The following is a 22,451-nucleotide window of genomic DNA, read 5'->3' as shown; positions in this document are numbered from 1 at the left end:
TATCAGCTATCAGCTATCAGCTATCAGCTATCAGCTATCAAAAGCTTAAAACCCGAGAAATGAATGTAAAGCTATTGTTGTTTAAAAGCATAAATAACTAAGCCCTCTCTCGATCAGCTAAAAACTGACGGCTGACGGCTGACAGCTCCAAAAAACAAAAAACCCAGCCGAAGCTGGGTTTTTGGTATTCTGATAAACGTAAATATTAACGTTTTGAGAATTGTGGACGCTTACGTGCTTTCTTAAGACCCACTTTCTTACGCTCAACTTTACGTGCATCACGTGTAACGAAACCTGCTTTACGAAGTGTAGGACGTAGAGACTCGTCAAACTCCATAAGTGCACGAGTGATACCGTGACGGATAGCACCAGCTTGACCAGTAGTACCACCACCTGAAACAGTGATGTGTAGGTCAAACTTTTCAGTCATTTCTACGTGCTCTAATGCTTGACGAACAACCATGCGAGCAGTCTCACGACCGAAGTACTCTTCTAGAGAGCGCTTGTTGATTACGATGTTACCAGTGCCTGGGCGTAAGAATACGCGAGCACTTGAACTTTTACGACGACCTGTACCGTAGTATTGATTTGCCATGATAGTGCTCCTTAAATGTCTAGAACCTGAGGCTGTTGTGCAGCATGGTTGTGCTCAGTACCTGAGTAAACTTTAAGTTTACGGTACATTGCGCGGCCTAAAGGACCACGTGGCAACATGCCTTTAACAGCTTTTTCGATGATCATTTCAGGCTTTGCAGCTTGAAGCTTGTCGAAAGTAGTAGACTTAAGACCACCTGGGAAACCAGTGTGTGCGTGGTACATTTTGTCTTTTGCTTTATTACCAGTAACAGTAACTTTCTCAGCGTTGATAACGATGATGTAATCACCAGTATCTACGTGAGGAGTGTACTCAGCTTTATGCTTACCGCGTAGGCGACGAGCGATTTCAGTAGCGATGCGACCTAAAGTTTTACCTTCAGCGTCAACTACGTACCAGTCACGTTTTACTGTTTCTGGCTTAGCAACAAACGTTTTCATTTATTAAAATCCAATGTTTTTTAATTAAAACCACAGGTAATTATTATTAATTACCGCTCTAAGTTGAATGCTTTAACCCCTTCGAGTTTAAGACTTTGAGCCATCAATTAGAGGCTAAACTAATATCTGGCAATAGAACGCAACGTGGCAGACGCGGGAGTATACCAGCACTTGAACCACATTGCTATATGATGGTTGTTTTTTATTCGAGAAAATCAGCTATCAGCTATCAGCTATCAGCTATCAGCTATCAGCTATCAGCTATCAGCTATCAGCTATCAGCTATCAGCTATCAGCTATCAGCTATCAGCTATCAGCTATCAGCTATCAGCTATCAGCTATCAAAAACATAAAACCAGAGAAATAAATGTAAAGCTATTGTGGTTAAAAAACATAAAAACTAAACCACCATCTCGATCAGCTAAAAACTGACGGCTGAAAGCTGACAGCTCTACTAAGCTAGATGCTCTTTTGCTAAATACTCTAGCGATTGCATTTCTTGTAGTCGGCTAATACAACGCTTAAATTCAAAATTTAAGTTACCTTCGCTATATAGTTCGGTTATTGGCTTTTCAGCAGAAATAATCAGCGTTACATGGCGCTCGTAAAATTCATCCACTAACGCGATAAAACGTCGTGCCGCATCATCATTGGCTTGGCCTAATGATTTTACGTTAGACAAAATCACCGTGTTATAAAGTCGGCTTATTTCCATGTAATCAACTTGGCTGCGGGCTGTTTCACATAGTTCACTAAACTCAAACATAGCAATACAGTCAGACACTTTACGGGTTTTGATCATCCGCCCTTCAATTTCAATTTCTTTATCGAGCACACCCGGCTCAGGTGACAACTTATCGAAGTATTCAAATAAATTATCATCAGCTTGCTTATCAAGCGGACTATGGAAAATTTCGGCTTGCTCAAGGGTACGTAAACGATAATCAACCCCCGAGTCTACATTTACGATTTCGGTGTTGGCTTTTACCAGCTCAATTGCTGGTAAGAAACGCGCACGTTGTAAACCATTTCGATACAGCTCATCAGGCACGATGTTTGACGTAGCAACCAGCACAATGCCACGTTCAAATAATGCTTCCATCAAACCACCTAGTAGCATTGCATCAGTGATATCTTGCACAAAAAATTCATCGAAACAGATAATATCTGTTTCTGATTTAAAGATATCTGCAACCACATTTAATGGATTGCTGGTATTTTTTAACTTTTTCAGCTCATCATGCACGCGATGCATAAAACGGTGAAAGTGCACACGCATCTTACGATCAGTAGGTAAAGCTTCGTAGAAAGTATCAACTAAATAGGTCTTACCTCTACCTACTCCGCCCCAAAAATACAGCCCTTTTATACTCGGCGTGCTATCTTTAGAGAATAATTTGGCAAACCACCCCTTCGCGGCCGGTTTGTCTGCCGTTAGGTCATCATAGAGTCTTTGCAAATGGCGCACTGCATTTTCTTGCGCTGCATCATGTACAAAGTCTTCACGTTGTAAATCTTGTTGGTATTTCTGCCAAGGAGTCATAGGTCGTTACAATAAAACACAGTTAAATTTGCACAGTATATTAACACGCATCGTATCTCAGGGTATATTAGCCCGCAGTATGATTTCACAATCAAATTAAGCATATTTTAATAATGATTGGACTATAAATGCTTTTAAAGCATTTGTTTTTGTTATTTTTTCCCAAAGGGGTAGATTTATGGGCACAATTACCTGGATAGGTATTCTAATCATCGTTGCAATTTCAGCATTCTTCATTGGTGCTTTTGTAACCAAAAAACAATTTAAGCAAGACGAACTAGAACAACAAGTCGAGCAAGCTAACAATGCGCTTGAACAATATCGTCAAGATGTAGCTGATCATCTAGCGAGCACAGGTAAGCTAGTATCTAAAATGAAAGATAACTACGACCAGCTACTAAACCATGTAGAAGAGACAAATAAACTACTACTTGCTGATAAAAAACAGCATCCAAATGAGCCTTTCTTTTCTAAAGAAACGACTGAGCAATTACAAAACTCATTACAAGACCGCAGAGGCGATCGTTCAAGTGCCGAAGCTCAGCCTGCTGACTATGTTGTAGGTGAAACGGGCTTGTTCACTGGCTCAGAGAAAGTTTCAGAACATTCTAAAGCCTCTTGATGAACTTTTTTTTGACCCCATAGTCTTTAGATATAACAGCTTTATATCTAAACCAAGAAAAGGGCTGCTTATGCAGCCCTTTTTAGTTTTTGCTTTATCTCTGAAGTGGAGTAAACCCAGACTATGAAAATGAAATTATCTGTTATCAGTGCTGCTATTTTATCTTCTAGCTTATTATTAAGTCCTGCAATTTCAATGGCAAAACTTCCTGTTGCTGTAAATGGTCAACAATTGCCAACCCTAGCACCTATGCTTGAACAGATCACACCGGGTGTGGTGAGTATTCAAGTGTCAGGCTCTAAAGAAGTTCGCCGCCGTGCGACTCCTTTTGATGACTTTTTTGGTGTTCCTCGTGGTGGTAGCCAGAAGCGTGAATTTAGTGGCCTAGGCTCAGGTGTGATCATTGATGCAGACGAAGGTTACGTGGTAACCAATAACCATGTTATCGAAGATGCCGAAAAAATGGTGGTGACCTTAGAAGATGGTCGCGAATATGAAGCAACTAAAATCGGTAGTGATAAAGAGTCAGATATTGCCTTATTGCAAATTGATGCGGAGGACTTAACAGCGCTTAAAATTGCCGATTCAGATCAGTTACGTGTAGGTGATTTTGCTGTTGCCATTGGTAATCCATTTGGTTTAAGTCACACAGTAACATCAGGTATCGTCAGTGCCCTTGGCCGTAGCGGTTTAAATATAGAAGGCTATGAAGACTTTATTCAAACCGATGCAGCTATCAACCAAGGTAACTCAGGCGGTGCGTTAGTTAACCTTAACGGTGAACTGATTGGTATCAACACCGCTATCTTAGGCGCATCTGGCGGTAACGTGGGCATTGGCTTTGCAATTCCATCTACCATGATGAAAAACCTTGTTGACCAAATTATCGAACACGGCGAAGTGCGCCGTGGCTCATTAGGTATTTCGGGTCGCCCACTTGATGCAGGCCTTGCTAAAGCACAACAACTTGACGTGAAGCAAGGCGCTTACGTTATGCAAGTAATGGATGATACCGCAGCAAGTAAAGCGGGTATCAAAGCCGGTGATGTAATTATTAGCGTCGATGGCACCGAAATTAGTGGCTTCCATGAACTACGCAGTAAAATTGCCACACTTGGTGAAGGCAAAAAAGTAAAACTGGGCATTTACCGAGATGGCAAAGTTAAAACTGTAAATGTCACACTCGATGGTGCATCAGCAACTACTGCCGCTGGCGAAGAGACACACCCTGCTTTCCAAGGTGCAACATTAGAAAACACTCAGAAGAGTGATGGAAAAGGGGTTGAAGTAACCGGCGTGCAAGCACGTTCTCCTGCTGCTCGTGTTGGCCTTGAAGAAGGTGACGTGATCATGCAAGTTAATCGTCAACGCGTTGAAACAATCCGCGACATGAATAAGATCATCGAAAATACCAAAGGTAACATCGTACTAGGTGTTAAACGCGGTAGAGAGCTTATTTTCGTACTGATACAGTAAACCTAGTTGATAAATCATGAAAAAATAACAGCGGTGCTTGCCGCTGTTATTTTTTTTGTGCCATCATTAAGGGATTGCTCACTGATAATAAGAATACTGTGCTAAAACTTTTTAAATTTATCCTTCCTCCGCTTTTCACCGGTTTAGGCATTGCCTTTTTAGTGGTGTTATTTAGCCCAAGCCTTCGTAGCACACTGTTACCAGATATGAATTTACCTGCGGCGATATCATCAGAGCACATGAGCTTTGCTGATGCAGTGCAAAAAGCAGCACCGTCGGTTGTTACTATTTTTTCAGAAAGCATTTCCAATCAACCGCGCTATAAACGCCAAAACACTGTTCAAGCTCTTGGTTCTGGTGTGATCATGACCCAAGACGGCTATATTCTTACTAACTACCATGTAATCAAAAATGCCGATCTCATTATCGTTACACTCGCTGATGGCCGTCGCTTTTATGATGTGCAAGTGATTGGTTTTGATACTCAAACAGATTTAGCGCTATTAAAGATCAGCGCTGAGCATTTACCAAAAATTCCAGTGAACGATAAATTTAAGCCACGTGTTGGTGATGTTGTTTTAGCGATTGGTAACCCACTTAACTTAGGTCAAACCATTACCCAAGGTATTATCAGTGCGACGGGTAAACAAAACTTAATCGATAGCCCATACAGCAGCCTGTTACAGATGGATGCAGCGATTAACGTGGGTAACTCAGGTGGCGCGTTAGTCAATTCACGAGGTGACTTAGTCGGTATTACCTCGGCGCAATTTAAAACTCATGAAAATCTCGATATTCAAGGTATCTTCTTTGCGGTACCTTACTCGATTGCCAAAGATGTGATGGATAAGCTAATCAAACATGGCCGTGTCGTACGTGGCTATTTAGGCTTTAGTGGCACAGGCATTGATAGCACAGGCAAAGATGTAAGCGATAGCTTTACACCTGTTGCAGGCATGCGTATTTCTCAACTTGATCCATTTGGCCCAGCTTGGAAAGCAGGCATCAGAGAAACTGACATTGTAATCAAGATTGGCGGTATTCCTGTAGCTAACCCACAACAAGTGCTTGAGAAGCTTGCGAATACAGAGCCAGGCAAAGAACTTGAATTTGAGATTTACCGCGATGGTAAGGTCTTAAAAGTGATGGTAACTGTTGCAGAACTTGAAGACGATCAGTAATTACTGAAACAACACAGATATAAAAAAGGCCTAACTGATGTTAGGCCTTTTTTGTAAGTCTTAGCGATTAGCTTGAACGGCGCTTGATATTGGCACCCAGCGCACTCAACTTATCTTCAATGCGTTGATAACCACGATCTACGTGATAGATGCGGTCAACAATAGTCTCACCTTGAGCAACGATGCCAGTAAGAATTAGACTTGCAGAGGCACGTAAATCAGTTGCCATTACCTGTGCGCCCGATAAGCTTTCGGTATCGCCACAAATTGCCGTATTACCTTCTAAGCGAATGTTTGCACCCATACGCTGTAACTCTGGCACGTGCATAAAACGGTTTTCGAAAATCGTTTCTGTGATGGTTGCACTGCCCTTCGCGACCACATTTAAAGCTGTAAATTGCGCTTGCATATCGGTAGGGAAACCCGGGTGTGGCATAGTCTTAATGTTAACCGCTTTTAGTTCGCGGCCACGCATATCAAGGTAAATGCTGTTATCAGTGACTTCAACCAAGGCATTGGTAGCACGCAACTTCTCAATTACAGGATCAAGACTATGGTGGTCTGTATTTTTACAAAGTACTTCACCGCCAGCCATTGCCGCCGCAACCAAGAAGGTACCAGTCTCAATGCGATCAGGAAGAATGCTGTATTCACAACCCGATAATGACTCAACCCCTTCAATTTCGATACGGCTAGTACCTGCACCGCTGATCTTCGCCCCCATCGCAATTAAACAATTAGCAAGATCGGTAATTTCAGGTTCACGAGCTGCATTTTCAAGTACTGTTTTACCATCAGCCAGCGTTGCTGCCATTAGTAAGTTTTCTGTTGCGCCAACACTGACCATCTCCATAAAGATTTCAGCGCCTTTTAAGCGACCATCAACCTTGGCGTTGATGTAACCATTTTCAACCTTGATGATAGCGCCCATGCGCTCAAGGCCTTGAATATGGATATCAACTGGGCGGGCACCAATTGCACAACCACCTGGCAGTGATACTTGCGCTTCACCAAAGCGGGCAACTAAAGGGCCTAATGCAAGCACTGAGGCACGCATTTGCTTTACCAGCTCGTACGGTGCAAGCGTTTTATCAACCGTCGCACCATCAATGATTAGTTTGTCTTGCTGCCACTCGACATTTGCACCCAGTGTTTTTAACAAGGCTTCTGTTGTGCCGATATCGCGTAAACGAGGAACATTACTAAAGGTACTTTTGCCCTGCCCTAAAAGCGCAGCAAAAAGAATTGGAAGAGCGGCATTTTTAGCGCCAGAAATAGTGACTTCACCTGCCAGCGAGGTGCCACCTTGAATAACAAATTGATCCATAAGGAGGCCCTGCGACTATTGAGGTAAAATAAATTTTTGTTCGCGTTTCCATTCAGTCGGTGTGAACGCTTTGATAGATACAGCGTGGATTGTACCGTCTGAGATTGTTGACATTAACGGAGCATAAACCAACTGTTGCTTCTTCACGCGAGATAAACCATCAAAACACTCACCAACAGCAATCACTTCGTAGTGGCTACCATTTGCTTTAACAATCACTTCATCTAGTTTTAGTTCGTCGCGTAATAACGTTTCGACTTGGCTTGTTTCCATAAATCTCACTCAAATAGGTTTGTGACCTGACCCAACTGCATTAAATTTTGCAATTGTTCAGGGCTATTTTGCAGTTCAAGGTGAATGCCTTGCTGCTTTAATTCTGCGAAAGAGTGAATTAACCAAGCTAAGCCCGCCGTGTCAACCCTAGATAGCCCAGAAAGGTCAAAATACCATGTTTTATGGCTAGAATCTGGCTTGGCATTCAGAAGGCGTTCACGGCCAATTGAATTTCGAGTCAGTTCGCCACTGACTCGAAACTGGTTATCTTCAAGTTGAGTAATCTCGACTTTACTCATCACCACCATCACCTCTAAATTGCACTGGCAGTTGGCTCTTCTGCTCTAGTAAGTCACTTACATAATCTAGACCATGTTGGCGTAAAATACCTTGTAATTCACTTTGTTTAGCATCAAGCAAACTAATACCTTCTGCAATCATATCGTACGCGCCCCAGTTACCACTGCGGTCTTCACGTACTTTAAAGTCGATTCTGATATCAGGTTTACCGGCTTCAACAATCTTAGTTTTAACAACCACCACATCTTGGCCTTTGAAAGGCTGAGGCGGAGCAAACTCAACGCTTTGGTTAGTGTATTGAGTAAACACACCTGCGTAAGTTGCAATTAAATACTTTTGGAAAACGTCAATAAAGCGTTGTAACTCTTTAATCGCATTCGCTTTTTCCTCTTTATCTTCGATAGCACGCACCTTTGACACGTGATTACCTAGTACGCGCAGTGCAGCATACTTGTAGTCAATGTAAGGCATTAGCTCTTCTTCTACGATAACGCGAAGATGCTCTTTATCTTTCGCGATAAGAGGTTGGTCTTTGGTAATACGTGCAAAAGTATTATCTGACACTGTACGAACCATTTTGTACGGGTCTTTTAAATCAACCTTAGGTTCAGCGGCTTGTGCGTTTAGGCTAAACAGCACAGCAATACATAATAAAAACTTCTTAAACATAATTATTCACCACCCTGGTTGAATAAGAACTGACCGATTAACTCTTCTAAAACAAGCGCTGATTTTGTATCAGTAATGTAGTCACCATCTGCAAGCGCTTTGCTTTCAACACCAAATAGATCATCTAGATCTGTATCATGCTCACTTGCTGTTACATCTTCACCCATACAGCGTTGCTCAGCAGATTCAGGGGCAATAACAGGGTTAATGCCTAAGTACTGTTCACCTAAAATACCTGATGTCAAAATAGAGATTGATGTTGTGTCTGAAAACTTACATAAGTAATTTGCATCAATCGCCATATTTACCACAGGCACAAACTCTTTTGGGTGAATAAAGATTGATTCAACTCGGCCAACAACTACACCACCTACTTTAATCGGCGCACGTGCTTTTAAAGAACCAATGTTTTCAAACTTTGCGTTCAGTTGGTAAGTCTCACCACTACCACTAATGCCGGCATTCGCAACTTTAAATGCTAATAATGCAAATGCAGCGATACCAAGGGCTACAAAAAAGCCAACTAATATTTCTAATTTCCGTGAATTCATCTTTATACCCTAATTAGCTGGTAAACATTACCGCTGTTAAAATAAAGTCAAAACCTAATACTGCCAATGACGAGTGCACAACGGTTTCTGTTGTCGCTTTACTGATCCCCTCTGAAGTAGGAACACAGTCATAGCCTTTGTAAAGTGCAATCCAAGTCACAATCATGGCGAATACAAAACTCTTAATCATGCCGTTCACAATATCTTGTTGAAACGACACTTGCGCTTGCATGATTGACCAGAAGCTTCCTGAGTCAACACCAAGCCAATCAACACCCACTAAATGAGCGCCGATAATAGCAACCGCAGAAAAGATCAATGCAAGCAATGGCATACTGATAAAACCAGCCCAAAAACGCGGTGCAATAATGCGTTTAAGTGGATCAATCGCCATCATTTCTAAACTTGATAATTGCTCAGTTGCTTTCATTAAACCGATTTCAGCAGTAAGCGCACTACCCGCGCGTCCTGCAAACAGTAACGCTGTTACTACAGGACCTAACTCACGTAATAAGCTCAATGCTACTAAAGGCCCTAAGCTATCTTCAGCACCATAGCCTACTAATACGGTGTAACCCTGCAGGGCGAGCACCATACCGATGAATAAGCCTGACACCATAATGATTAAAAGAGATTGCGAGCCCACCATATATAATTGGCGAACAAGTAAAGGCGTGCCTTTTTTGAAGTTCGGCACATTAACGAGTGCACCAAACAACATCTGAGTAGAACGGCCAAGCGCTGCAAAGCGCCCTAATGTTTTGTGACCTAACTTCTGGAATAGATCAAGCATTATGCACTCCTAGTAATTCATCATCATACGCAGGAGCTGGGAAATGGAATGGTACAGGGCCATCCGATAAACCATTTAAGAACTGTTGTACAAGTTCAGATTCATGGTTTTGCATTTGCTCTGGTGAACCTTCGCCTATCACCCCTTGATCAGCAATAATGATCACGTGATCAGCAATGCTCATAACCTCTGTTACATCATGGGTCACGATAAGTGATGATAAACCTAGCACCTCATTCAGTGACTTTATTAGCTTAACTAACACACCCATAGAGATAGGATCTTGGCCAGCAAATGGCTCATCGTACATGATAAGCTCTGGATCAAGAGCAATTGAACGCGCTAAAGCAGCACGGCGAGCCATACCACCAGAAAGCTCAGATGGCATTAAGTCTTGTGCACCACGTAAGCCGACTGCTTGTAATTTCATTAAAACGACAAGACGGATTAAATCTTCGCTGAGTTGAGTATGTTCACGCAAAGGAAAGGCGATATTGTCAAACACTGACATATCGGTAAATAAAGCGCCACTTTGAAACAGCATACTCATTTTGGTGCGGGCAGCGTAAAGTTCCTTGCGAGTCATGCCAGGAATGCTGTTGCCTTCAAATAAAATGTCACCAGAATCAGGTTTAAGCTGACCGCCAATTAAGCGCAACATGGTGGTTTTACCAATGCCGCTTGGTCCCATGATAGCGGTAATCTTGCCTTTCGGAATGTTAAAACTCATATTTTTATATATGATTCTATCGCCCCGTGAAAAGGTTACATCCTTGATTTCTACTATTGATTGCGACAAGTCGCTCTCCATAACGTTTTTCACTAGTTTTGCCATTTTAAGGGTTTTTTAGTCAAGATGGAAAAAACAAATCGTAAAATTTTGTAATATTTTCTATCAATAAATTCTAAAGCTAGCTGCAAAGAGCTTAACGACACCTGAAATTTAGTTTCCTTGCTAAGACGCTTTATGCTCGCCAGCCCATTCTTTTACTTATACTTTCAGGTTCGCTTTTGTTACTATTTGCAGTCATCTGTATAAGTAATGTTGGCGTATCACAATGGTGACTTCTTTTGTCATTTTAATTATTGGTTTTGCTGCACTCGTTTGGAGTGCCGATCGGTTTGTTTATGGGGCGGCTGCACTCGCGAAAAATATGGGGATCCCCACCCTAATCATTGGTTTAACCGTTGTTGCTATGGGCTCTTCAGCCCCTGAAATGATGGTATCAGCATCGGCAGCACTTGCTGATAAAACAGATACTGCGGTAGGTAATGCGGTCGGCTCTAACATTACTAATATCTTACTTGTACTTGGTGTCACAGCTTTACTACGCCCTCTTTCAGTATCTTCAATGACACTTAAACGCGAAATGCCGCTGGTATTGTTAATCTCAGTAGCCGCTTGGTATGTGTTCTCAGATAACTATTTTTCGTTCGCTGAAGGCATTGCCTTGATGATTGCTTTTGCTGTGTTTATTGGTGGTTTAGTTATTGTTTCTCTGCGCGCTAAAAACCAAGATGACCCATTCGTCAGCGAAGCATGTGAAGATGTTCCGAACGATGTCAGTACCAAATCAGCCGTGTTTTGGTTAATAATCGGCATGATTTTATTACCAGTCAGTTCACACTTTTTAGTTGAATCAGCCGTTGATATCGCAAAATATTTTGGTCTATCAGACCTTGTAATAGGCTTAACCATTATTGCTATTGGTACCAGCTTACCAGAGCTGGCGGCCTGTATTGCAGGGGTATTAAAGAACGAAGACGATTTAGCGCTTGGTAATATCGTTGGCTCAAACATTTTCAATTTACTCGCCGTATTACCACTTGCGGGCATTATCAACCCATCAATTATTGATCCTTCTGCGGCAAACCGCGATGCACTTATCATGATTGCAGCAACCGTTGTATTGATTGCCATGTCATTGAACTTTAAAGGTGCTCGTCGTATCAATAGAGTAGAAGGTGGCTTCTTGTTAGTCGCATTTATTGCATATCAGGGCTATATTTTCAGCCAAGTAGGATAATTAATGACACAACCTAGCTTTATCGCGCAGGGTAAGCGCGTACTCGAAATTGAAGCACAAGCTTTACAAGAAATTGAGCAATATATAAATCAAGATTTCGATAACGCTTGCCAATTAATGTTCCAATGTACAGGTCGTATTATTGTGATTGGTATGGGCAAGTCTGGCCACGTTGGTAATAAAATTGCGGCGACTCTTGCAAGTACTGGCACACCGGCATTTTTTGTTCATCCTGGCGAAGCAAGCCACGGTGATTTAGGCATGATCACCCGTGATGATGTGGTGATGTGTATTTCGAACTCAGGCGAAACCAGCGAAGTACTTAGCATTATCCCTGTTATCAAGCGCATTGGCGCAAAAATGATTTCACTAACAGGCAACCCAGACTCAACCATGGCCAAACTGTCTGATGTACATGTGTGCATTAAAGTAAGCCAAGAGGCATGTCCATTAGGCCTTGCGCCAACTGCAAGTACCACAGCGACCTTGGTTATGGGTGATGCAATGGCGGTTGCGTTACTTGAAACCCGTGGTTTCACAGCCGATGATTTTGCGCTTTCGCACCCGGGTGGCAGCTTAGGTAAACGTTTATTACTTACATTAGATGATGTGATGCACGCAGGCGACGCCACGCCAATCGTTAGCGAAACCCAAAGCATTAAAGACGCACTAATCGAAATGTCAGCCAAGGGCCTTGGTATGACCGCGGTGATTGGTGCAGATGAAAAGTTAGCCGGATTATTCACTGATGGTGACTTACGCCGTATTTTAGAACAGCGCATCGATATCCATAATACGGCAATTAGCCAAGTAATGACCCGTTCATGTACAACTGCTCGCCCTGATATGCTTGCAGCTGAAGCTTTAAATATTATGGAACGTAAACGTATCAATGGTTTAATTGTGGTAGATCAAAGTAATACGCCAATTGGTGCCCTTAATATGCAAGACCTATTAAAAGCAGGAGTTCTTTAAGCAATGACATTCGCCGAGCTATACCAGCCTCTTAGCCCTGATGTGAGTCAGCGCGCACAAAAAGTAAAATTGCTAATCTGTGATATAGATGGCGTTTTTTCTGATGGCCGAATTTATTTAGGTAATGATGGCGAAGAGCTTAAAGCATTTAATACTAAAGATGGCTTTGGTATTAAAGCGCTCATTAATAGTGGTTTTGAAGTGGCAGTGATTACTGGCCGCCATTCACAAATAGTTCAGCAGCGAATGACTAGCCTAACAGTTCAGCACATTTATCAGGGACAAGAAGATAAGCTGATTGCTTATCAAGAGTTAAAAGATAAACTGGGGCTGACTGATGAACAAATTGCCTATATTGGTGATGATGGTCCAGACTTACCAGTAATGGAAAAAGTAGGGTTTGCTGTTGCTGTAAACGACGCACACCCACTGATTAAAAAGCTGGCTCATTACACCACATTATTACCAGGTGGCTTTGGAGCTGTGCGTGAATTAACTGATTTACTGATGTTAGAAAACGGTAAGCCGTTAACTAGCGATGGAACCAGCGCATGAATATAGCCCGTATTTTACTGAGTATTGTTTTTGTTTGTTGCATGGTGTGGTTATGGTACCCGTACTTTAACCAATCAACAGACACAATAACTAGTGAAGACGAGATCATCGCAACACCTGATTACACTGCAGTGGCGTTAAAGCAAACAGCGTATGACGAGCAAGGCAAAATTAGTCATAAAGTGGCTGCTGCTAAAATGGAGTTGTATCAACAATTAGGGTTTACCTTTTTTGAGCAACCTATTTTTACTATTTATGGCGACCAGCAGGTTTGGCAAGTAAAAGCCAAAGAAGCCACATTGTACGAAAACGATCAGCTGATTTTTGAAGGGGATGTAGTTGCTAAAAACTTAACCCACAACGGCATGATTGAAGATATAAAAGCAGAAAACATTAATGTCGACATTGATAAAATGACCATGTTTTCTAAGCAACCTGTGACACTAACAGGACCGAATTTAAAGATTACCGGAAAAGGCTTAAAAGCCGATTTAAAAACCGAAATTGTTGAGTTAACTAACCATACACGAACCATATACTATGACCAATAAACTGAAGAAATTACTCCTGATCCCAAGCTTATTGATTGCCTTTTCGGGCGCAGCTGCCGAGCAAACTGGCGCTCAAATTAGCATTAGCTCAGATCGCCAAGTAGGTAAACTAAAAGATGGCGTTGGCATATTTGAAGGTAACGTAGAGATCGTGCATGGTAATCGTCGTATTACCGCAGAGCGCCTTGAAGCACACGGCGGTGATACCGAAGGTACAGTAGAGTTGATTATTGCCACAGGTAAGCCTGCTTACTTCGAAGAAAAGCAAGCTGATGGCACCGTGATGAGCGCCAGCGCCGAAGAAGTACGTTATGATGTTGCAAAACGCTTCTTAACCTTAAATGGTGAAGCTGAAGTTACTCAAGCAGGTCAAAAAGTAACAGCAAAAAGCATTACCTATGATATGGCACAGCAGCTGATCAGTGCTGAAAAAGACGAAAACTCAACAGATCGTGTACACACTATTTTAGTGCCTGTTGAAAATAAAAAAGATAATAAAGGCCAACCATGAGCACATTAAAAGCAGAGCTTTTAGCTAAAAGCTACAAAGGCCGCCAAGTGGTTAAAAATGTCGGTCTTGAAGTTGAAGCTGGCAGTATTGTTGGCTTGCTTGGCCCTAATGGCGCAGGTAAAACAACGACCTTCTATATGATTGTAGGCCTAGTACCTAGCGACAAAGGTAAAATCAGTATTGATGATAACGATATCACCCTTTTACCAATGCATAGCCGTGCGCGTTTGGGTATTGGCTATCTGCCACAAGAATCGTCAATTTTTCGAAAGTTGACGGTTTACCAAAACTTGATGGCCATTTTAGAAACTCGTAAAGATCTAAATAAAACCACCCGCGAAGAAACACTCAATAGCTTACTCGATGAGTTTAGTATTCAACATATTCGTGACAGCCAAGGTATGGCGCTGTCAGGTGGTGAGCGACGCCGTGTAGAAATTGCTCGCGCATTAGCCGCTAATCCTAAATTTATCCTTTTAGATGAGCCTTTTGCTGGTGTTGATCCAATTTCAGTGTTAGATATAAAGAAAATTATTGAGCACCTAAAAAATCGTGGTATCGGTGTACTAATTACTGACCATAATGTTCGAGAAACCCTTGATGTTTGTGAAAAAGCCTACATTGTTTCTCATGGGGAGCTAATTGCATCAGGCACACCTGAGCACGTATTAGCAGACCAAACTGTACGCGATGTATATCTAGGCGAGCAATTCAGGCTGTAACCATTACGCCAGCGACTAGAGCATCTGCTAGACTTATAACAATGACAATAAATCGATAACTGTGTTTATACAGTTATCGATAACTTAAAAAGGATTGTTAGGGATACATGAGGCAATCATTACAGCTGCGCATGGGCCAGCAACTTACAATGACTCCACAACTGCAACAAGCGATTCGTTTGTTGCAGCTCAGTACATTGGATCTCCAGCAAGAAATTCAAGAAGCGCTTGATAGTAATCCCCTGCTTGAAGTGGAAGAAGCGGATTACAATGAAGAAAGCACCGGCAAGAATGAGCAAAAAGCGGAGCCTGACGATGTGCAAGTCAGCGCGTCTGCCGAAGAAGCACCTAGCGAGTACGAGCAAGAAAGTAGTGATGCTCTCAATAAAGACACCGTAAGCGATGACTTAGCAATGGACGTCACGTGGGATGAGTACATGAGTGCCGCCCCTTCAACATCGTCAGGGCCAATGCCTGAAGATGAATCTATCTATCAGGGAGCATCAACCGAAACCCTTCATGAATACCTAATGTGGCAATTACAGCTCACGCCATTTAGCCCTACTGATGAAGCGATTGCTGTGGCAATTGTAGAAGCTATCGATGACTCAGGTATTTTAACGGTAAGCTGTGAAGATATAGTCGAAAGCTTTAATCAAAATAACGATGAAGAAGAAATCGAACTTGATGAAGTCGAAGCGGTCTTAAAAAGAATTCAGTTATTTGATCCTGTGGGTATTGGCGCACGCAGTTTACAAGAATGTCTGTGCATTCAGTTACGCCAATTCGATGCTAATACGCCATATTTAGCTGAAACTAAAATGGTTTTATCTGAGCATATCGAATTATTAGCGAGTCGCGACTATCGAACTTTGATGAAAAAGACTAAGCTTAAAGAAAACGAGCTTAAAGAAGTGATGACGCTCATCCACAGCTTAAATCCTAAGCCTGCGGATAGCATAGTGCGCGAAGAGTCTGAGTACGTCATACCTGATGTATCAGTAAAAAAAGTAAAAGGTCGCTGGGTAGTCGAGTTAAACCCAGACTGTATGCCAAAGATTAGAGTGAATAGCCAATATGCGGCGATGTCTCGCTCTGTTAAATCAAGTAGCGACAGCCAATTTATTCGCTCTCACTTACAAGAAGCTAAGTGGTTTATTAAAAGCTTAGAAAGCCGTAACGATACGCTATTAAAAGTGACCAACTGTATCGTTCAACAACAACAAGCTTTCTTTGAGCATGGCCCTGAAGCAATGAAGCCGATGGTGCTAAATGATGTTGCTGAAATGGTCGAAATGCATGAATCGACGATTTCACGGGTAACAACGCAAAAATATATGCATACCCCACGGGGTATTTTTGAGTTGAAATATTTCTTCTCAAGCCATGTCAGCACCGAAAATGGTGGTGAGTGTTCTTCTACAGCAATACGCGCTTTAATCAAGAAGTTAGTCGCTGCAGAAAACTCAGCTAAACCATTGAGTGATAGCAAAATTGCAGATATATTGGCCGAGCAAGGAATTAAAGTAGCTAGACGTACAATTGCAAAATATCGTGAGTCTCTAGCAATACCTCCGTCTAATCAGCGTAAGAGTCTGATTTAGACGTTTTACATAGAAGGAAAAATGCTTATGCAACTAAATTTAACTGGTCGTCATGTAGAAATCACAGATTCATTAAGAGACTATGTAAACACCAAGTTTGCGAAACTAGAAAGGCATTTTGACCATATTAATAATGTTCATGTCATTCTAGATGTAGAAAAATTAAGCCAAAAAGCAGAAGCAACTTTACATGTAAACGGAGGCGAATTGTTCGCTTCTACAGAACATCAAGATATGTACGCAGCCATTGACTCACTGATCGATAAACTTGATCGCCAAGTCATTAAACACAAAGAGAAATTAGCTCGACATTAAATTATGAAACTAAGTTCACTTACTAACCAGGACTGCAGCAAAGCTGCGGTCCTTTTTAATAGCAAAAAAAGAATTCTTGAATATATCAGCGAACTGGCCCACCAGCAGCTTCCTCATTTATCGCAACAAGATATCCTAGATGCTTTACTCAACCGAGAAAAACTAGGTAGCACCGGCATTGGCCGAGGTATTGCTATTCCACATGGCCGAATGAGCGGCGCAGATGAGCCTCATGCATTTGTGATAGTGAGTGAATCCCCTATTAATTTTGATGCAATTGATAATCGTCCAGTTGATATTTTTGTGGCACTCATCGTACCAGATGGTGACTGTCAGCTTCACCTAAAGACCTTATCAACAATTGCTGATAGACTTAAAGATAAAGAGTTTTGTAAACAGCTGCGTAGTGCTACTACCGATCAGCAACTGTTTCAGGTCATATCAGCAGAGGCATAAATGGAATTAATAATTATCAGCGGTCGCTCAGGCTCAGGTAAATCGGTCGCTTTACGAGTACTTGAAGACTTAGGCTATTATTGCGTTGATAATATTCCGGTTAATTTACTGCCTTCGCTCGTACGCAGTGTGTCTGATAACTACGATAAAATAGCGGTCAGCATCGACGTGCGTAACTTACCGAAAGAGCAGCAAGAATTTAATGATATTCTTGAGTACCTGCCAGGTTTCGCAAACCCAACACTGTTCTATTTAGACAGTGATGACCAAACTCTGATCAAGCGCTTTTCAGAAACACGCCGCTTGCATCCACTATCTATTGATTCTTTGCCGCTTGATCTGGCCATTAAACAAGAAAAAATCCTGCTTGATGTGTTGATCACTCGCGCTGACTTTATGATTGATACCACGGATCTAAGTGTTCATCAGTTAGCAGAATCAATTCGCGAAAAGATTTTAGGTAAAAAAGATAAAAAGCTAATTATTACCTTTATGTCGTTTGGCTTTAAGCATGGTATTCCAAAAGAAGCGGACTACGTTTTTGACGCACGCTTTTTACCTAACCCACACTGGGAACCTGATTTAAAGCCACTAACAGGCCTTGACCAACCAGTCAAAGATTACCTAGCTAGTCACAACATAGTGCAAAAATTTACGTGGCAAATACAAACCTTTGTGCAAACTTGGTTACCGCACTTAGAGCGCAATAACCGCAGTTATCTGACTATTGCTATTGGCTGTACCGGTGGCCAACATCGCTCTGTTTACTTAGCGCAAACAATTGGTGAGAGCTTTTCTAAAACTCATGCTAATGTAAAAATTCGCCACCGCGAACAAGACATTTAATTAGGCACCAACAATGCACGCTGAAGATACCTTTTTAATTCAAAACAAACTTGGCTTACATGCTCGTGCTGCTACTGTTTTAGCGCAATTAGCACTGCAATTTGATGCCAAAATTACGCTTTATCAAGATGATAAAGAAGCTGAAGGCGACAGCGTGTTAGCATTAATGCTACTTGAAAGTAGTCAGGGTAAAGAAGTTCGCGTTGTGTGCGAAGGCCCTGACGCCGATGCAGCATTAACGGCAATCGGCGAATTAATTGCACAACGCTTCCACGAGCAAGAATAGCATTTGCTAAGACTTCAGGGTTTACGGTAAACTTAATTCGGATATTTAAAATTCCCTTTAAATATCCTACTTTTATATCGCTCGCTTTTCTAAATTACAAAACTCTTAATAAATTTATCGCAGTGCGACGATATCTCTGCAAATACACTACAAAGCAACTATGCTGTATTTGCTTAGCCTATTTAAACTTTTTTCAGTTGTAAGGACGCCAATGCCAGAAGCCTTTGAACAAGATTACCCACTACAACAACTCAAACAAGTGACCAAGTCACTCAATAGTGGTCAATTTGTTCAAGTGCGCGGTATGTTAGCCAAAACGGCACCTTGTGATACAGCCCTTTTACTTGAATCTTCTCCCCATAAAATTCGTCGTATGCTTTGGCAGCTGGTTGATCCAGATGTCCGTGGTGATGTTCTAGAAGAACTCTCTGAAGATGTACGTCTTGGCATTATTGCCCAGATGGAGCCTGAGCACATTGCTGCTGCCACTGAAGATATGGACGACGATGACTTAGGTGAGGTTTTACGTAGTCTTCCTGATACCGTATATCAAGACGTAGTCAGTGCCATGGACTCACAAGATAGAGAAAGAGCAACTCAAGCACTTTCTTATCAAGAGCGTTCAGCCGGTGCCTTGATGAACAGCGATACGGTCACCATTCGTCCTGACGTTACCCTCGATGTTGTACTGCGCTATTTACGCTTACGAGGTGAGCTACCAGAGGGTACCGATGACTTATATGTAGTTGATAAGCATAACTGCTTTTTAGGCGCGCTTTCATTAACTACATTGCTGACCAGTCCTTCAGATAAAATTGTTCGTGATTTAATGGATGAAGACTGTGAGTCAATCCTAATCTCTATGGATGAAAGTGATGTAGCGCAACTGTTCGAGCGTCACAACTGGATTTCAGCCCCTGTTGTGGATGATAACGCTCACTTGCTTGGTCGTATTACCATCGATGATATCGTTGACGTAATCCGTGAAGATGCAGAGCACAGCATGCTAAGCCTCGCGGGTCTTGACGACGAAGAAGATACCTTTGCGCCAGTGCTAAAAAGTTCGCAGCGTCGCTCTATTTGGCTTGGGGTTAACTTATTAACCGCATTGTTAGCAGCAATTGTGGCAAGCTTTTTCGAAAACACCTTAGCAATCTTGCCTATTTTAGCGGTACTCAATGGTATCGTCCCTTCAATGGGGGGTGTTGCGGGTAGCCAAACCCTAACTCTGGTTATTCGTGGTATAGCGGTTGGTCATATCAACCAAACCAACCAACGCTTCTTATTACTTAAGGAGTTAGCGATTGGCGCACTGAATGGCATTATTTGGTCGATATTAATTGCTGGTGTGGTTGCCCTATGGCAGTGGGACTTTAAGCTCGGCGCAGTGCTGGCCTTTGCAATGTTTATGAATCTTGTTGCCGCTGGTATTGCGGGCGCGAGCATTCCATTAATTCTTAAGAAAATGAAAATTGACCCAGCCCTTGCAGGGAGCGTAGTGCTGACAACCGTCACTGATATTGTTGGTATCTTTGCCTTTTTAGGCACCGCGACTTGGTTATTGATCTAATATAAAACGGCCCTTTAAGGGCCGTATTTATATCTTTTACTTTGCGCGCTGCTTATTTTTACCTACTCGAGGTTTGGTATTGGCCTTTTTAAACTGGCTAAAACCGGTGTGACGAGTCAGTGCCGCACGGCCTTTACCGCCTTTTCCTCTAGCAGCTTTCTCGTTACGACCTTCTTCAGGTACCAAACAGTTCGGTCCTTTACCGATTAGATTCGCTTTGCCCATTTTTCTTAGAGCTTCACGAATCATCGGCCAACCAGCGGGATCGTGGTAACGTAAAATCGCTTTGTGTAAGCGACGCTGGCGTGCGCCTTTTGGAACAGGCACTTGCTCAGTATTGTTCTTAATATTGCGCAGCGAGTTCATCTCTGTGTGATAAATCGTGGTTGCATTGGCCATCGGCGATGGATAAAAGTTTTGCACTTGATCAAGCTTAAAGTCATGAGACTTTAACCACAACGCCATGTTCACCATGTCTTCGTCTTTCGTTCCTGGGTGAGCAGAAATAAAATACGGGATCAAATACTGCTTTTTACCCGCTTCTTTTGAGTATTTATCAAATAACTCTTTAAACTTATCGTAAGCACCCATGCCCGGCTTCATCATCTTAGACAATGGACCATCTTCAGTATGCTCAGGGGCAATTTTTAAGTACCCGCCTACGTGATGGGTAACTAACTCTTTTACGTAGCGCGGATCTTCAACGGCTAAGTCATAACGTACGCCAGACGCAATTAAGATTTTCTTGACACCTTTTATATCACGGGCTTTTTTATAAAGCTCAATGGTTGGGGTGTGATCCGTGTCCATATGCTTACAGATATCAGGATAAACACATGATAAACGACGACACGTGCTCTCTGCCTTTTTGCTCTTACAGCGTAACTTATACATATTCGCTGTCGGTCCGCCTAAGTCAGAGATAACACCTGTAAATCCCGGCACCTTGTCACGAATTTGCTCAATTTCATCAATAATTGATTGCTCAGAACGGCTTTGAATAATGCGTCCTTCGTGTTCTGTAATCGAACAGAAAGAACAACCACCAAAGCAACCACGCATGATGTTCACCGAGGTTTTAATCATTTCATAGGCTGGGATTTTTTCATCGCCGTAGCTTGGGTGTGGAATACGCTGATAAGGCAAACCAAATACGCCATCCATTTCTTCAGTTTCAAGTGGGAATGCTGGCGGGTTAACCCAAATAGAACGATCGCCATGGCGTTGAAATAACGCACGGGCGCAACCTGGGTTTGTTTCTTGGTGCAAAATACGCGAGGCATGGGCATAAAGCGGTTTATTTACACTTACTTGCTCATACGCTGGCAGCTTAACGTAGGTCTTTTCCCAAGGCTTAGGGCGAGCAGGCTGAATAGTGATTGGCTTAGCCGCCTCGGCACTTAAATCAATACCTGCTTTTTTAAATTCAGATTTACTACAACCCACATCATCTGCGCCATACGGGTTTGGAATTGGATCAATCTTACCTATTTTATCTATTGCAGTTGAGTCACTACCACGCCAACCCAGTAATGGTTCTTTACGAATAACCGCAGTACCACGAATATCTTGAATTGTCTCAACCGACTCACCTGCGGCAATACGGTGGGCAACTTCAACAAGTGGGCGCTCAGCATTACCGTAAATTAGAATGTCAGCTTTGGCATCAAACAATACGCTACGGCGTACTTTTTCTTGCCAATAATCATAATGAGCAATACGGCGTAAACTCGCCTCAATACCACCAATGATCAGCGGCACATCTTTATAAGCTTCGCGACAGCGTTGGCTGTAAACAACTACCGCACGGTCAGGACGTTTACCGCCTATGTTACCCGGCGTATAAGCATCATCATGACGCATACGCTTTTCAGCAGTATAACGGTTGATCATCGAGTCCATATTACCCGCTGTAACACCAAAGAATAAATTAGGCTTACCTAACGCCATAAAGGCATCTTTTGAGTTCCAATCAGGCTGTGCAATTATACCCACACGAAAACCCTGTGACTCAAGCATACGCCCTATCACAGCCATACCGAAACTTGGGTGATCTACATACGCATCACCACTGACAATGATCACGTCACAGCTATCCCAGCCTAACGCGTCCATTTCTGCACGAGTGGTTGGTAAAAATGGCGCCGTGCCATAGCATTCAGCCCAATACTTAGGGTAAGAAAACAGGCCTCGCTCGGCTTTTAATGCGCTCATAAAGTGTACTCTGCTAACAAAAGGGGCGAATTATACCTCAGTCTTATAG

At 42.4% G+C, this 22,451-nt stretch carries 27 protein-coding genes; 16 read left to right on the top strand and 11 right to left on the bottom strand.

Going from position 1 to position 22,451, the window contains the following annotated elements; translation table 11 throughout:
* Positions 1 to 205: 205 nt before the first annotated feature.
* A complete protein-coding gene (gene rpsI, locus ABMY41_RS08805) occupies positions 206 to 598 on the bottom strand; it encodes a 30S ribosomal protein S9 (RefSeq protein WP_095209788.1) in 393 nt (130 codons plus the stop codon).
* An 8-nt stretch (positions 599 to 606) separates the two neighbouring features.
* On the bottom strand, positions 607 to 1,035 hold the full coding sequence (gene rplM / locus ABMY41_RS08800; RefSeq protein ID WP_054554177.1) for a 50S ribosomal protein L13: 429 nt from the start codon (positions 1,033 to 1,035) through the stop codon (positions 607 to 609).
* Between the two features lie 95 nt (positions 1,036 to 1,130).
* On the opposite strand from rplM, the gene ABMY41_RS08795 reads away from it, so the two are divergent.
* On the top strand, positions 1,131 to 1,388 hold the full coding sequence (locus ABMY41_RS08795; protein WP_282658492.1) for a hypothetical protein: 258 nt from the start codon (positions 1,131 to 1,133) through the stop codon (positions 1,386 to 1,388).
* Positions 1,389 to 1,489: 101 nt separating this feature from the next.
* On the opposite strand, the gene zapE is transcribed toward ABMY41_RS08795, so the two are convergent.
* Positions 1,490 to 2,578, bottom strand: coding sequence for a cell division protein ZapE (gene zapE / locus ABMY41_RS08790; protein WP_054561089.1), 1,089 nt, complete (start codon positions 2,576 to 2,578; stop codon positions 1,490 to 1,492).
* Positions 2,579 to 2,756: 178 nt separating this feature from the next.
* Between zapE and ABMY41_RS08785 the strand changes: the two genes are divergently transcribed.
* The 3 genes from ABMY41_RS08785 to ABMY41_RS08775 all read left to right on the top strand — a co-directional run bounded on the left by ABMY41_RS08785 (position 2,757) and on the right by ABMY41_RS08775 (position 5,857).
* Positions 2,757 to 3,200: a YhcB family protein gene (locus tag ABMY41_RS08785; protein ID WP_055020791.1), complete on the top strand. Its 444-nt coding sequence runs from the start codon at positions 2,757 to 2,759 to the stop codon at positions 3,198 to 3,200.
* 123 nt (positions 3,201 to 3,323) lie between these two features.
* Positions 3,324 to 4,676, top strand: coding sequence for a Do family serine endopeptidase (locus ABMY41_RS08780; RefSeq protein ID WP_054561091.1), 1,353 nt, complete (start codon positions 3,324 to 3,326; stop codon positions 4,674 to 4,676).
* Between the two features lie 98 nt (positions 4,677 to 4,774).
* Positions 4,775 to 5,857 carry a trypsin-like peptidase domain-containing protein gene (locus ABMY41_RS08775; RefSeq protein ID WP_058585926.1) on the top strand — a complete coding sequence of 361 codons (1,083 nt, stop codon included), beginning with the start codon at positions 4,775 to 4,777 and terminating at the stop codon, positions 5,855 to 5,857.
* A gap of 67 nt (positions 5,858 to 5,924) precedes the next feature.
* Here the strand turns inward: ABMY41_RS08775 and murA are convergent, their stop codons facing one another.
* From murA to ABMY41_RS08740, 7 genes are read right to left on the bottom strand one after another with little or no spacing between them, the layout of a single operon-like run.
* Positions 5,925 to 7,184 carry a UDP-N-acetylglucosamine 1-carboxyvinyltransferase gene (gene murA, locus ABMY41_RS08770; RefSeq protein ID WP_055199193.1) on the bottom strand — a complete coding sequence of 420 codons (1,260 nt, stop codon included), beginning with the start codon at positions 7,182 to 7,184 and terminating at the stop codon, positions 5,925 to 5,927.
* Positions 7,185 to 7,199: 15 nt separating this feature from the next.
* Positions 7,200 to 7,457, bottom strand: coding sequence for a BolA family protein (locus ABMY41_RS08765; RefSeq protein WP_054554171.1), 258 nt, complete (start codon positions 7,455 to 7,457; stop codon positions 7,200 to 7,202).
* A gap of 5 nt (positions 7,458 to 7,462) precedes the next feature.
* Complete coding sequence (locus ABMY41_RS08760) at positions 7,463 to 7,756, bottom strand: STAS domain-containing protein (RefSeq protein WP_054561094.1); 294 nt, start codon at positions 7,754 to 7,756, stop codon at positions 7,463 to 7,465.
* Positions 7,749 to 8,426, bottom strand: a complete 678-nt coding sequence (locus tag ABMY41_RS08755) for an ABC transporter substrate-binding protein (protein ID WP_175083489.1) — start codon at positions 8,424 to 8,426, stop codon at positions 7,749 to 7,751. The genes ABMY41_RS08760 and ABMY41_RS08755 overlap by 8 nt, the downstream gene beginning before the upstream one ends.
* Positions 8,427 to 8,428: 2 nt before the next feature.
* Positions 8,429 to 8,977, bottom strand: coding sequence for an outer membrane lipid asymmetry maintenance protein MlaD (mlaD, locus tag ABMY41_RS08750; protein WP_054561096.1), 549 nt, complete (start codon positions 8,975 to 8,977; stop codon positions 8,429 to 8,431).
* A 13-nt stretch (positions 8,978 to 8,990) separates the two neighbouring features.
* The gene (mlaE, locus tag ABMY41_RS08745; RefSeq protein ID WP_054554167.1) at positions 8,991 to 9,770 is read right to left on the bottom strand and encodes a lipid asymmetry maintenance ABC transporter permease subunit MlaE; all 780 of its coding nucleotides are present in this window, start codon (positions 9,768 to 9,770) and stop codon (positions 8,991 to 8,993) included.
* Positions 9,763 to 10,581 carry an ATP-binding cassette domain-containing protein gene (locus ABMY41_RS08740; protein ID WP_082401555.1) on the bottom strand — a complete coding sequence of 273 codons (819 nt, stop codon included), beginning with the start codon at positions 10,579 to 10,581 and terminating at the stop codon, positions 9,763 to 9,765. Before ABMY41_RS08740 ends, mlaE begins: the two co-directional genes overlap by 8 nt.
* Positions 10,582 to 10,828: 247 nt before the next feature.
* On the opposite strand from ABMY41_RS08740, the gene ABMY41_RS08735 reads away from it, so the two are divergent.
* From ABMY41_RS08735 to mgtE, 12 genes are all read left to right on the top strand, one after another.
* Positions 10,829 to 11,797, top strand: coding sequence for a calcium/sodium antiporter (locus ABMY41_RS08735; protein WP_287244243.1), 969 nt, complete (start codon positions 10,829 to 10,831; stop codon positions 11,795 to 11,797).
* 3 nt (positions 11,798 to 11,800) lie between these two features.
* The gene (locus ABMY41_RS08730; RefSeq protein WP_062566529.1) at positions 11,801 to 12,772 is read left to right on the top strand and encodes a KpsF/GutQ family sugar-phosphate isomerase; all 972 of its coding nucleotides are present in this window, start codon (positions 11,801 to 11,803) and stop codon (positions 12,770 to 12,772) included.
* 3 nt (positions 12,773 to 12,775) lie between these two features.
* Complete coding sequence (gene kdsC / locus ABMY41_RS08725; protein ID WP_054561100.1) at positions 12,776 to 13,327, top strand: 3-deoxy-manno-octulosonate-8-phosphatase KdsC; 552 nt, start codon at positions 12,776 to 12,778, stop codon at positions 13,325 to 13,327.
* Complete coding sequence (lptC, locus tag ABMY41_RS08720; RefSeq protein WP_062566531.1) at positions 13,324 to 13,878, top strand: LPS export ABC transporter periplasmic protein LptC; 555 nt, start codon at positions 13,324 to 13,326, stop codon at positions 13,876 to 13,878. Before kdsC ends, lptC begins: the two co-directional genes overlap by 4 nt.
* The gene (gene lptA / locus ABMY41_RS08715; protein WP_062566532.1) at positions 13,868 to 14,389 is read left to right on the top strand and encodes a lipopolysaccharide transport periplasmic protein LptA; all 522 of its coding nucleotides are present in this window, start codon (positions 13,868 to 13,870) and stop codon (positions 14,387 to 14,389) included. Before lptC ends, lptA begins: the two co-directional genes overlap by 11 nt.
* On the top strand, positions 14,386 to 15,111 hold the full coding sequence (gene lptB, locus ABMY41_RS08710) for an LPS export ABC transporter ATP-binding protein (protein WP_062566533.1): 726 nt from the start codon (positions 14,386 to 14,388) through the stop codon (positions 15,109 to 15,111). Before lptA ends, lptB begins: the two co-directional genes overlap by 4 nt.
* A 107-nt stretch (positions 15,112 to 15,218) precedes the next feature.
* Positions 15,219 to 16,715: an RNA polymerase factor sigma-54 gene (locus ABMY41_RS08705; protein WP_175080034.1), complete on the top strand. Its 1,497-nt coding sequence runs from the start codon at positions 15,219 to 15,221 to the stop codon at positions 16,713 to 16,715.
* 27 nt (positions 16,716 to 16,742) lie between these two features.
* Complete coding sequence (gene hpf, locus ABMY41_RS08700; protein ID WP_036971325.1) at positions 16,743 to 17,030, top strand: ribosome hibernation promoting factor; 288 nt, start codon at positions 16,743 to 16,745, stop codon at positions 17,028 to 17,030.
* Between the two features lie 3 nt (positions 17,031 to 17,033).
* Positions 17,034 to 17,486 (top strand): PTS IIA-like nitrogen regulatory protein PtsN, encoded by a 453-nt coding sequence (ptsN, locus tag ABMY41_RS08695; RefSeq protein ID WP_054561106.1) that lies wholly within the window; start codon positions 17,034 to 17,036, stop codon positions 17,484 to 17,486.
* A complete protein-coding gene (gene rapZ, locus ABMY41_RS08690) occupies positions 17,487 to 18,332 on the top strand; it encodes an RNase adapter RapZ (protein WP_287244236.1) in 846 nt (281 codons plus the stop codon).
* A gap of 13 nt (positions 18,333 to 18,345) precedes the next feature.
* On the top strand, positions 18,346 to 18,618 hold the full coding sequence (locus tag ABMY41_RS08685) for an HPr family phosphocarrier protein (RefSeq protein ID WP_054561108.1): 273 nt from the start codon (positions 18,346 to 18,348) through the stop codon (positions 18,616 to 18,618).
* Positions 18,619 to 18,829: 211 nt separating this feature from the next.
* A complete protein-coding gene (gene mgtE / locus ABMY41_RS08680) occupies positions 18,830 to 20,188 on the top strand; it encodes a magnesium transporter (protein WP_054561109.1) in 1,359 nt (452 codons plus the stop codon).
* 36 nt (positions 20,189 to 20,224) lie between these two features.
* Here the strand turns inward: mgtE and ABMY41_RS08675 are convergent, their stop codons facing one another.
* A complete protein-coding gene (locus ABMY41_RS08675) occupies positions 20,225 to 22,402 on the bottom strand; it encodes a YgiQ family radical SAM protein (RefSeq protein ID WP_349274505.1) in 2,178 nt (725 codons plus the stop codon).
* Positions 22,403 to 22,451: the final 49 nt, after the last annotated feature.

Source organism: Pseudoalteromonas sp. BZA4 (assembly GCF_040104395.1).
In the GTDB taxonomy this organism is placed as follows: Bacteria; Pseudomonadota; Gammaproteobacteria; order Enterobacterales; family Alteromonadaceae; genus Pseudoalteromonas.
This window is presented reverse-complemented; position numbering and strand designations above follow the sequence as displayed.

Excerpts from the sequence above, each read along its gene's own strand:
- rplM (WP_054554177.1), bottom strand. The coding sequence starts at position 1,035 with ATGAAAACGTTTGTTGCTAAGCCAGAAACAGTAAAACGTGACTGGTAC.
- zapE (WP_054561089.1), bottom strand. The coding sequence starts at position 2,578 with ATGACTCCTTGGCAGAAATACCAACAAGATTTACAACGTGAAGACTTT.
- ABMY41_RS08785 (WP_055020791.1), top strand. The coding sequence starts at position 2,757 with ATGGGCACAATTACCTGGATAGGTATTCTAATCATCGTTGCAATTTCA.
- ABMY41_RS08780 (WP_054561091.1), top strand. The coding sequence starts at position 3,324 with ATGAAAATGAAATTATCTGTTATCAGTGCTGCTATTTTATCTTCTAGC.
- murA (WP_055199193.1), bottom strand. The coding sequence starts at position 7,184 with ATGGATCAATTTGTTATTCAAGGTGGCACCTCGCTGGCAGGTGAAGTC.
- ABMY41_RS08765 (WP_054554171.1), bottom strand. The coding sequence starts at position 7,457 with ATGGAAACAAGCCAAGTCGAAACGTTATTACGCGACGAACTAAAACTA.
- ABMY41_RS08760 (WP_054561094.1), bottom strand. The coding sequence starts at position 7,756 with ATGAGTAAAGTCGAGATTACTCAACTTGAAGATAACCAGTTTCGAGTC.
- ABMY41_RS08755 (WP_175083489.1), bottom strand. The coding sequence starts at position 8,426 with ATGTTTAAGAAGTTTTTATTATGTATTGCTGTGCTGTTTAGCCTAAAC.
- mlaD (WP_054561096.1), bottom strand. The coding sequence starts at position 8,977 with ATGAATTCACGGAAATTAGAAATATTAGTTGGCTTTTTTGTAGCCCTT.
- mlaE (WP_054554167.1), bottom strand. The coding sequence starts at position 9,770 with ATGCTTGATCTATTCCAGAAGTTAGGTCACAAAACATTAGGGCGCTTT.
- ABMY41_RS08740 (WP_082401555.1), bottom strand. The coding sequence starts at position 10,581 with ATGGAGAGCGACTTGTCGCAATCAATAGTAGAAATCAAGGATGTAACC.
- ABMY41_RS08735 (WP_287244243.1), top strand. The coding sequence starts at position 10,829 with ATGGTGACTTCTTTTGTCATTTTAATTATTGGTTTTGCTGCACTCGTT.
- ABMY41_RS08730 (WP_062566529.1), top strand. The coding sequence starts at position 11,801 with ATGACACAACCTAGCTTTATCGCGCAGGGTAAGCGCGTACTCGAAATT.
- kdsC (WP_054561100.1), top strand. The coding sequence starts at position 12,776 with ATGACATTCGCCGAGCTATACCAGCCTCTTAGCCCTGATGTGAGTCAG.
- lptC (WP_062566531.1), top strand. The coding sequence starts at position 13,324 with ATGAATATAGCCCGTATTTTACTGAGTATTGTTTTTGTTTGTTGCATG.
- lptA (WP_062566532.1), top strand. The coding sequence starts at position 13,868 with ATGACCAATAAACTGAAGAAATTACTCCTGATCCCAAGCTTATTGATT.
- lptB (WP_062566533.1), top strand. The coding sequence starts at position 14,386 with ATGAGCACATTAAAAGCAGAGCTTTTAGCTAAAAGCTACAAAGGCCGC.
- ABMY41_RS08705 (WP_175080034.1), top strand. The coding sequence starts at position 15,219 with ATGAGGCAATCATTACAGCTGCGCATGGGCCAGCAACTTACAATGACT.
- hpf (WP_036971325.1), top strand. The coding sequence starts at position 16,743 with ATGCAACTAAATTTAACTGGTCGTCATGTAGAAATCACAGATTCATTA.
- ptsN (WP_054561106.1), top strand. The coding sequence starts at position 17,034 with ATGAAACTAAGTTCACTTACTAACCAGGACTGCAGCAAAGCTGCGGTC.
- rapZ (WP_287244236.1), top strand. The coding sequence starts at position 17,487 with ATGGAATTAATAATTATCAGCGGTCGCTCAGGCTCAGGTAAATCGGTC.
- ABMY41_RS08685 (WP_054561108.1), top strand. The coding sequence starts at position 18,346 with ATGCACGCTGAAGATACCTTTTTAATTCAAAACAAACTTGGCTTACAT.
- mgtE (WP_054561109.1), top strand. The coding sequence starts at position 18,830 with ATGCCAGAAGCCTTTGAACAAGATTACCCACTACAACAACTCAAACAA.
- ABMY41_RS08675 (WP_349274505.1), bottom strand. The coding sequence starts at position 22,402 with ATGAGCGCATTAAAAGCCGAGCGAGGCCTGTTTTCTTACCCTAAGTAT.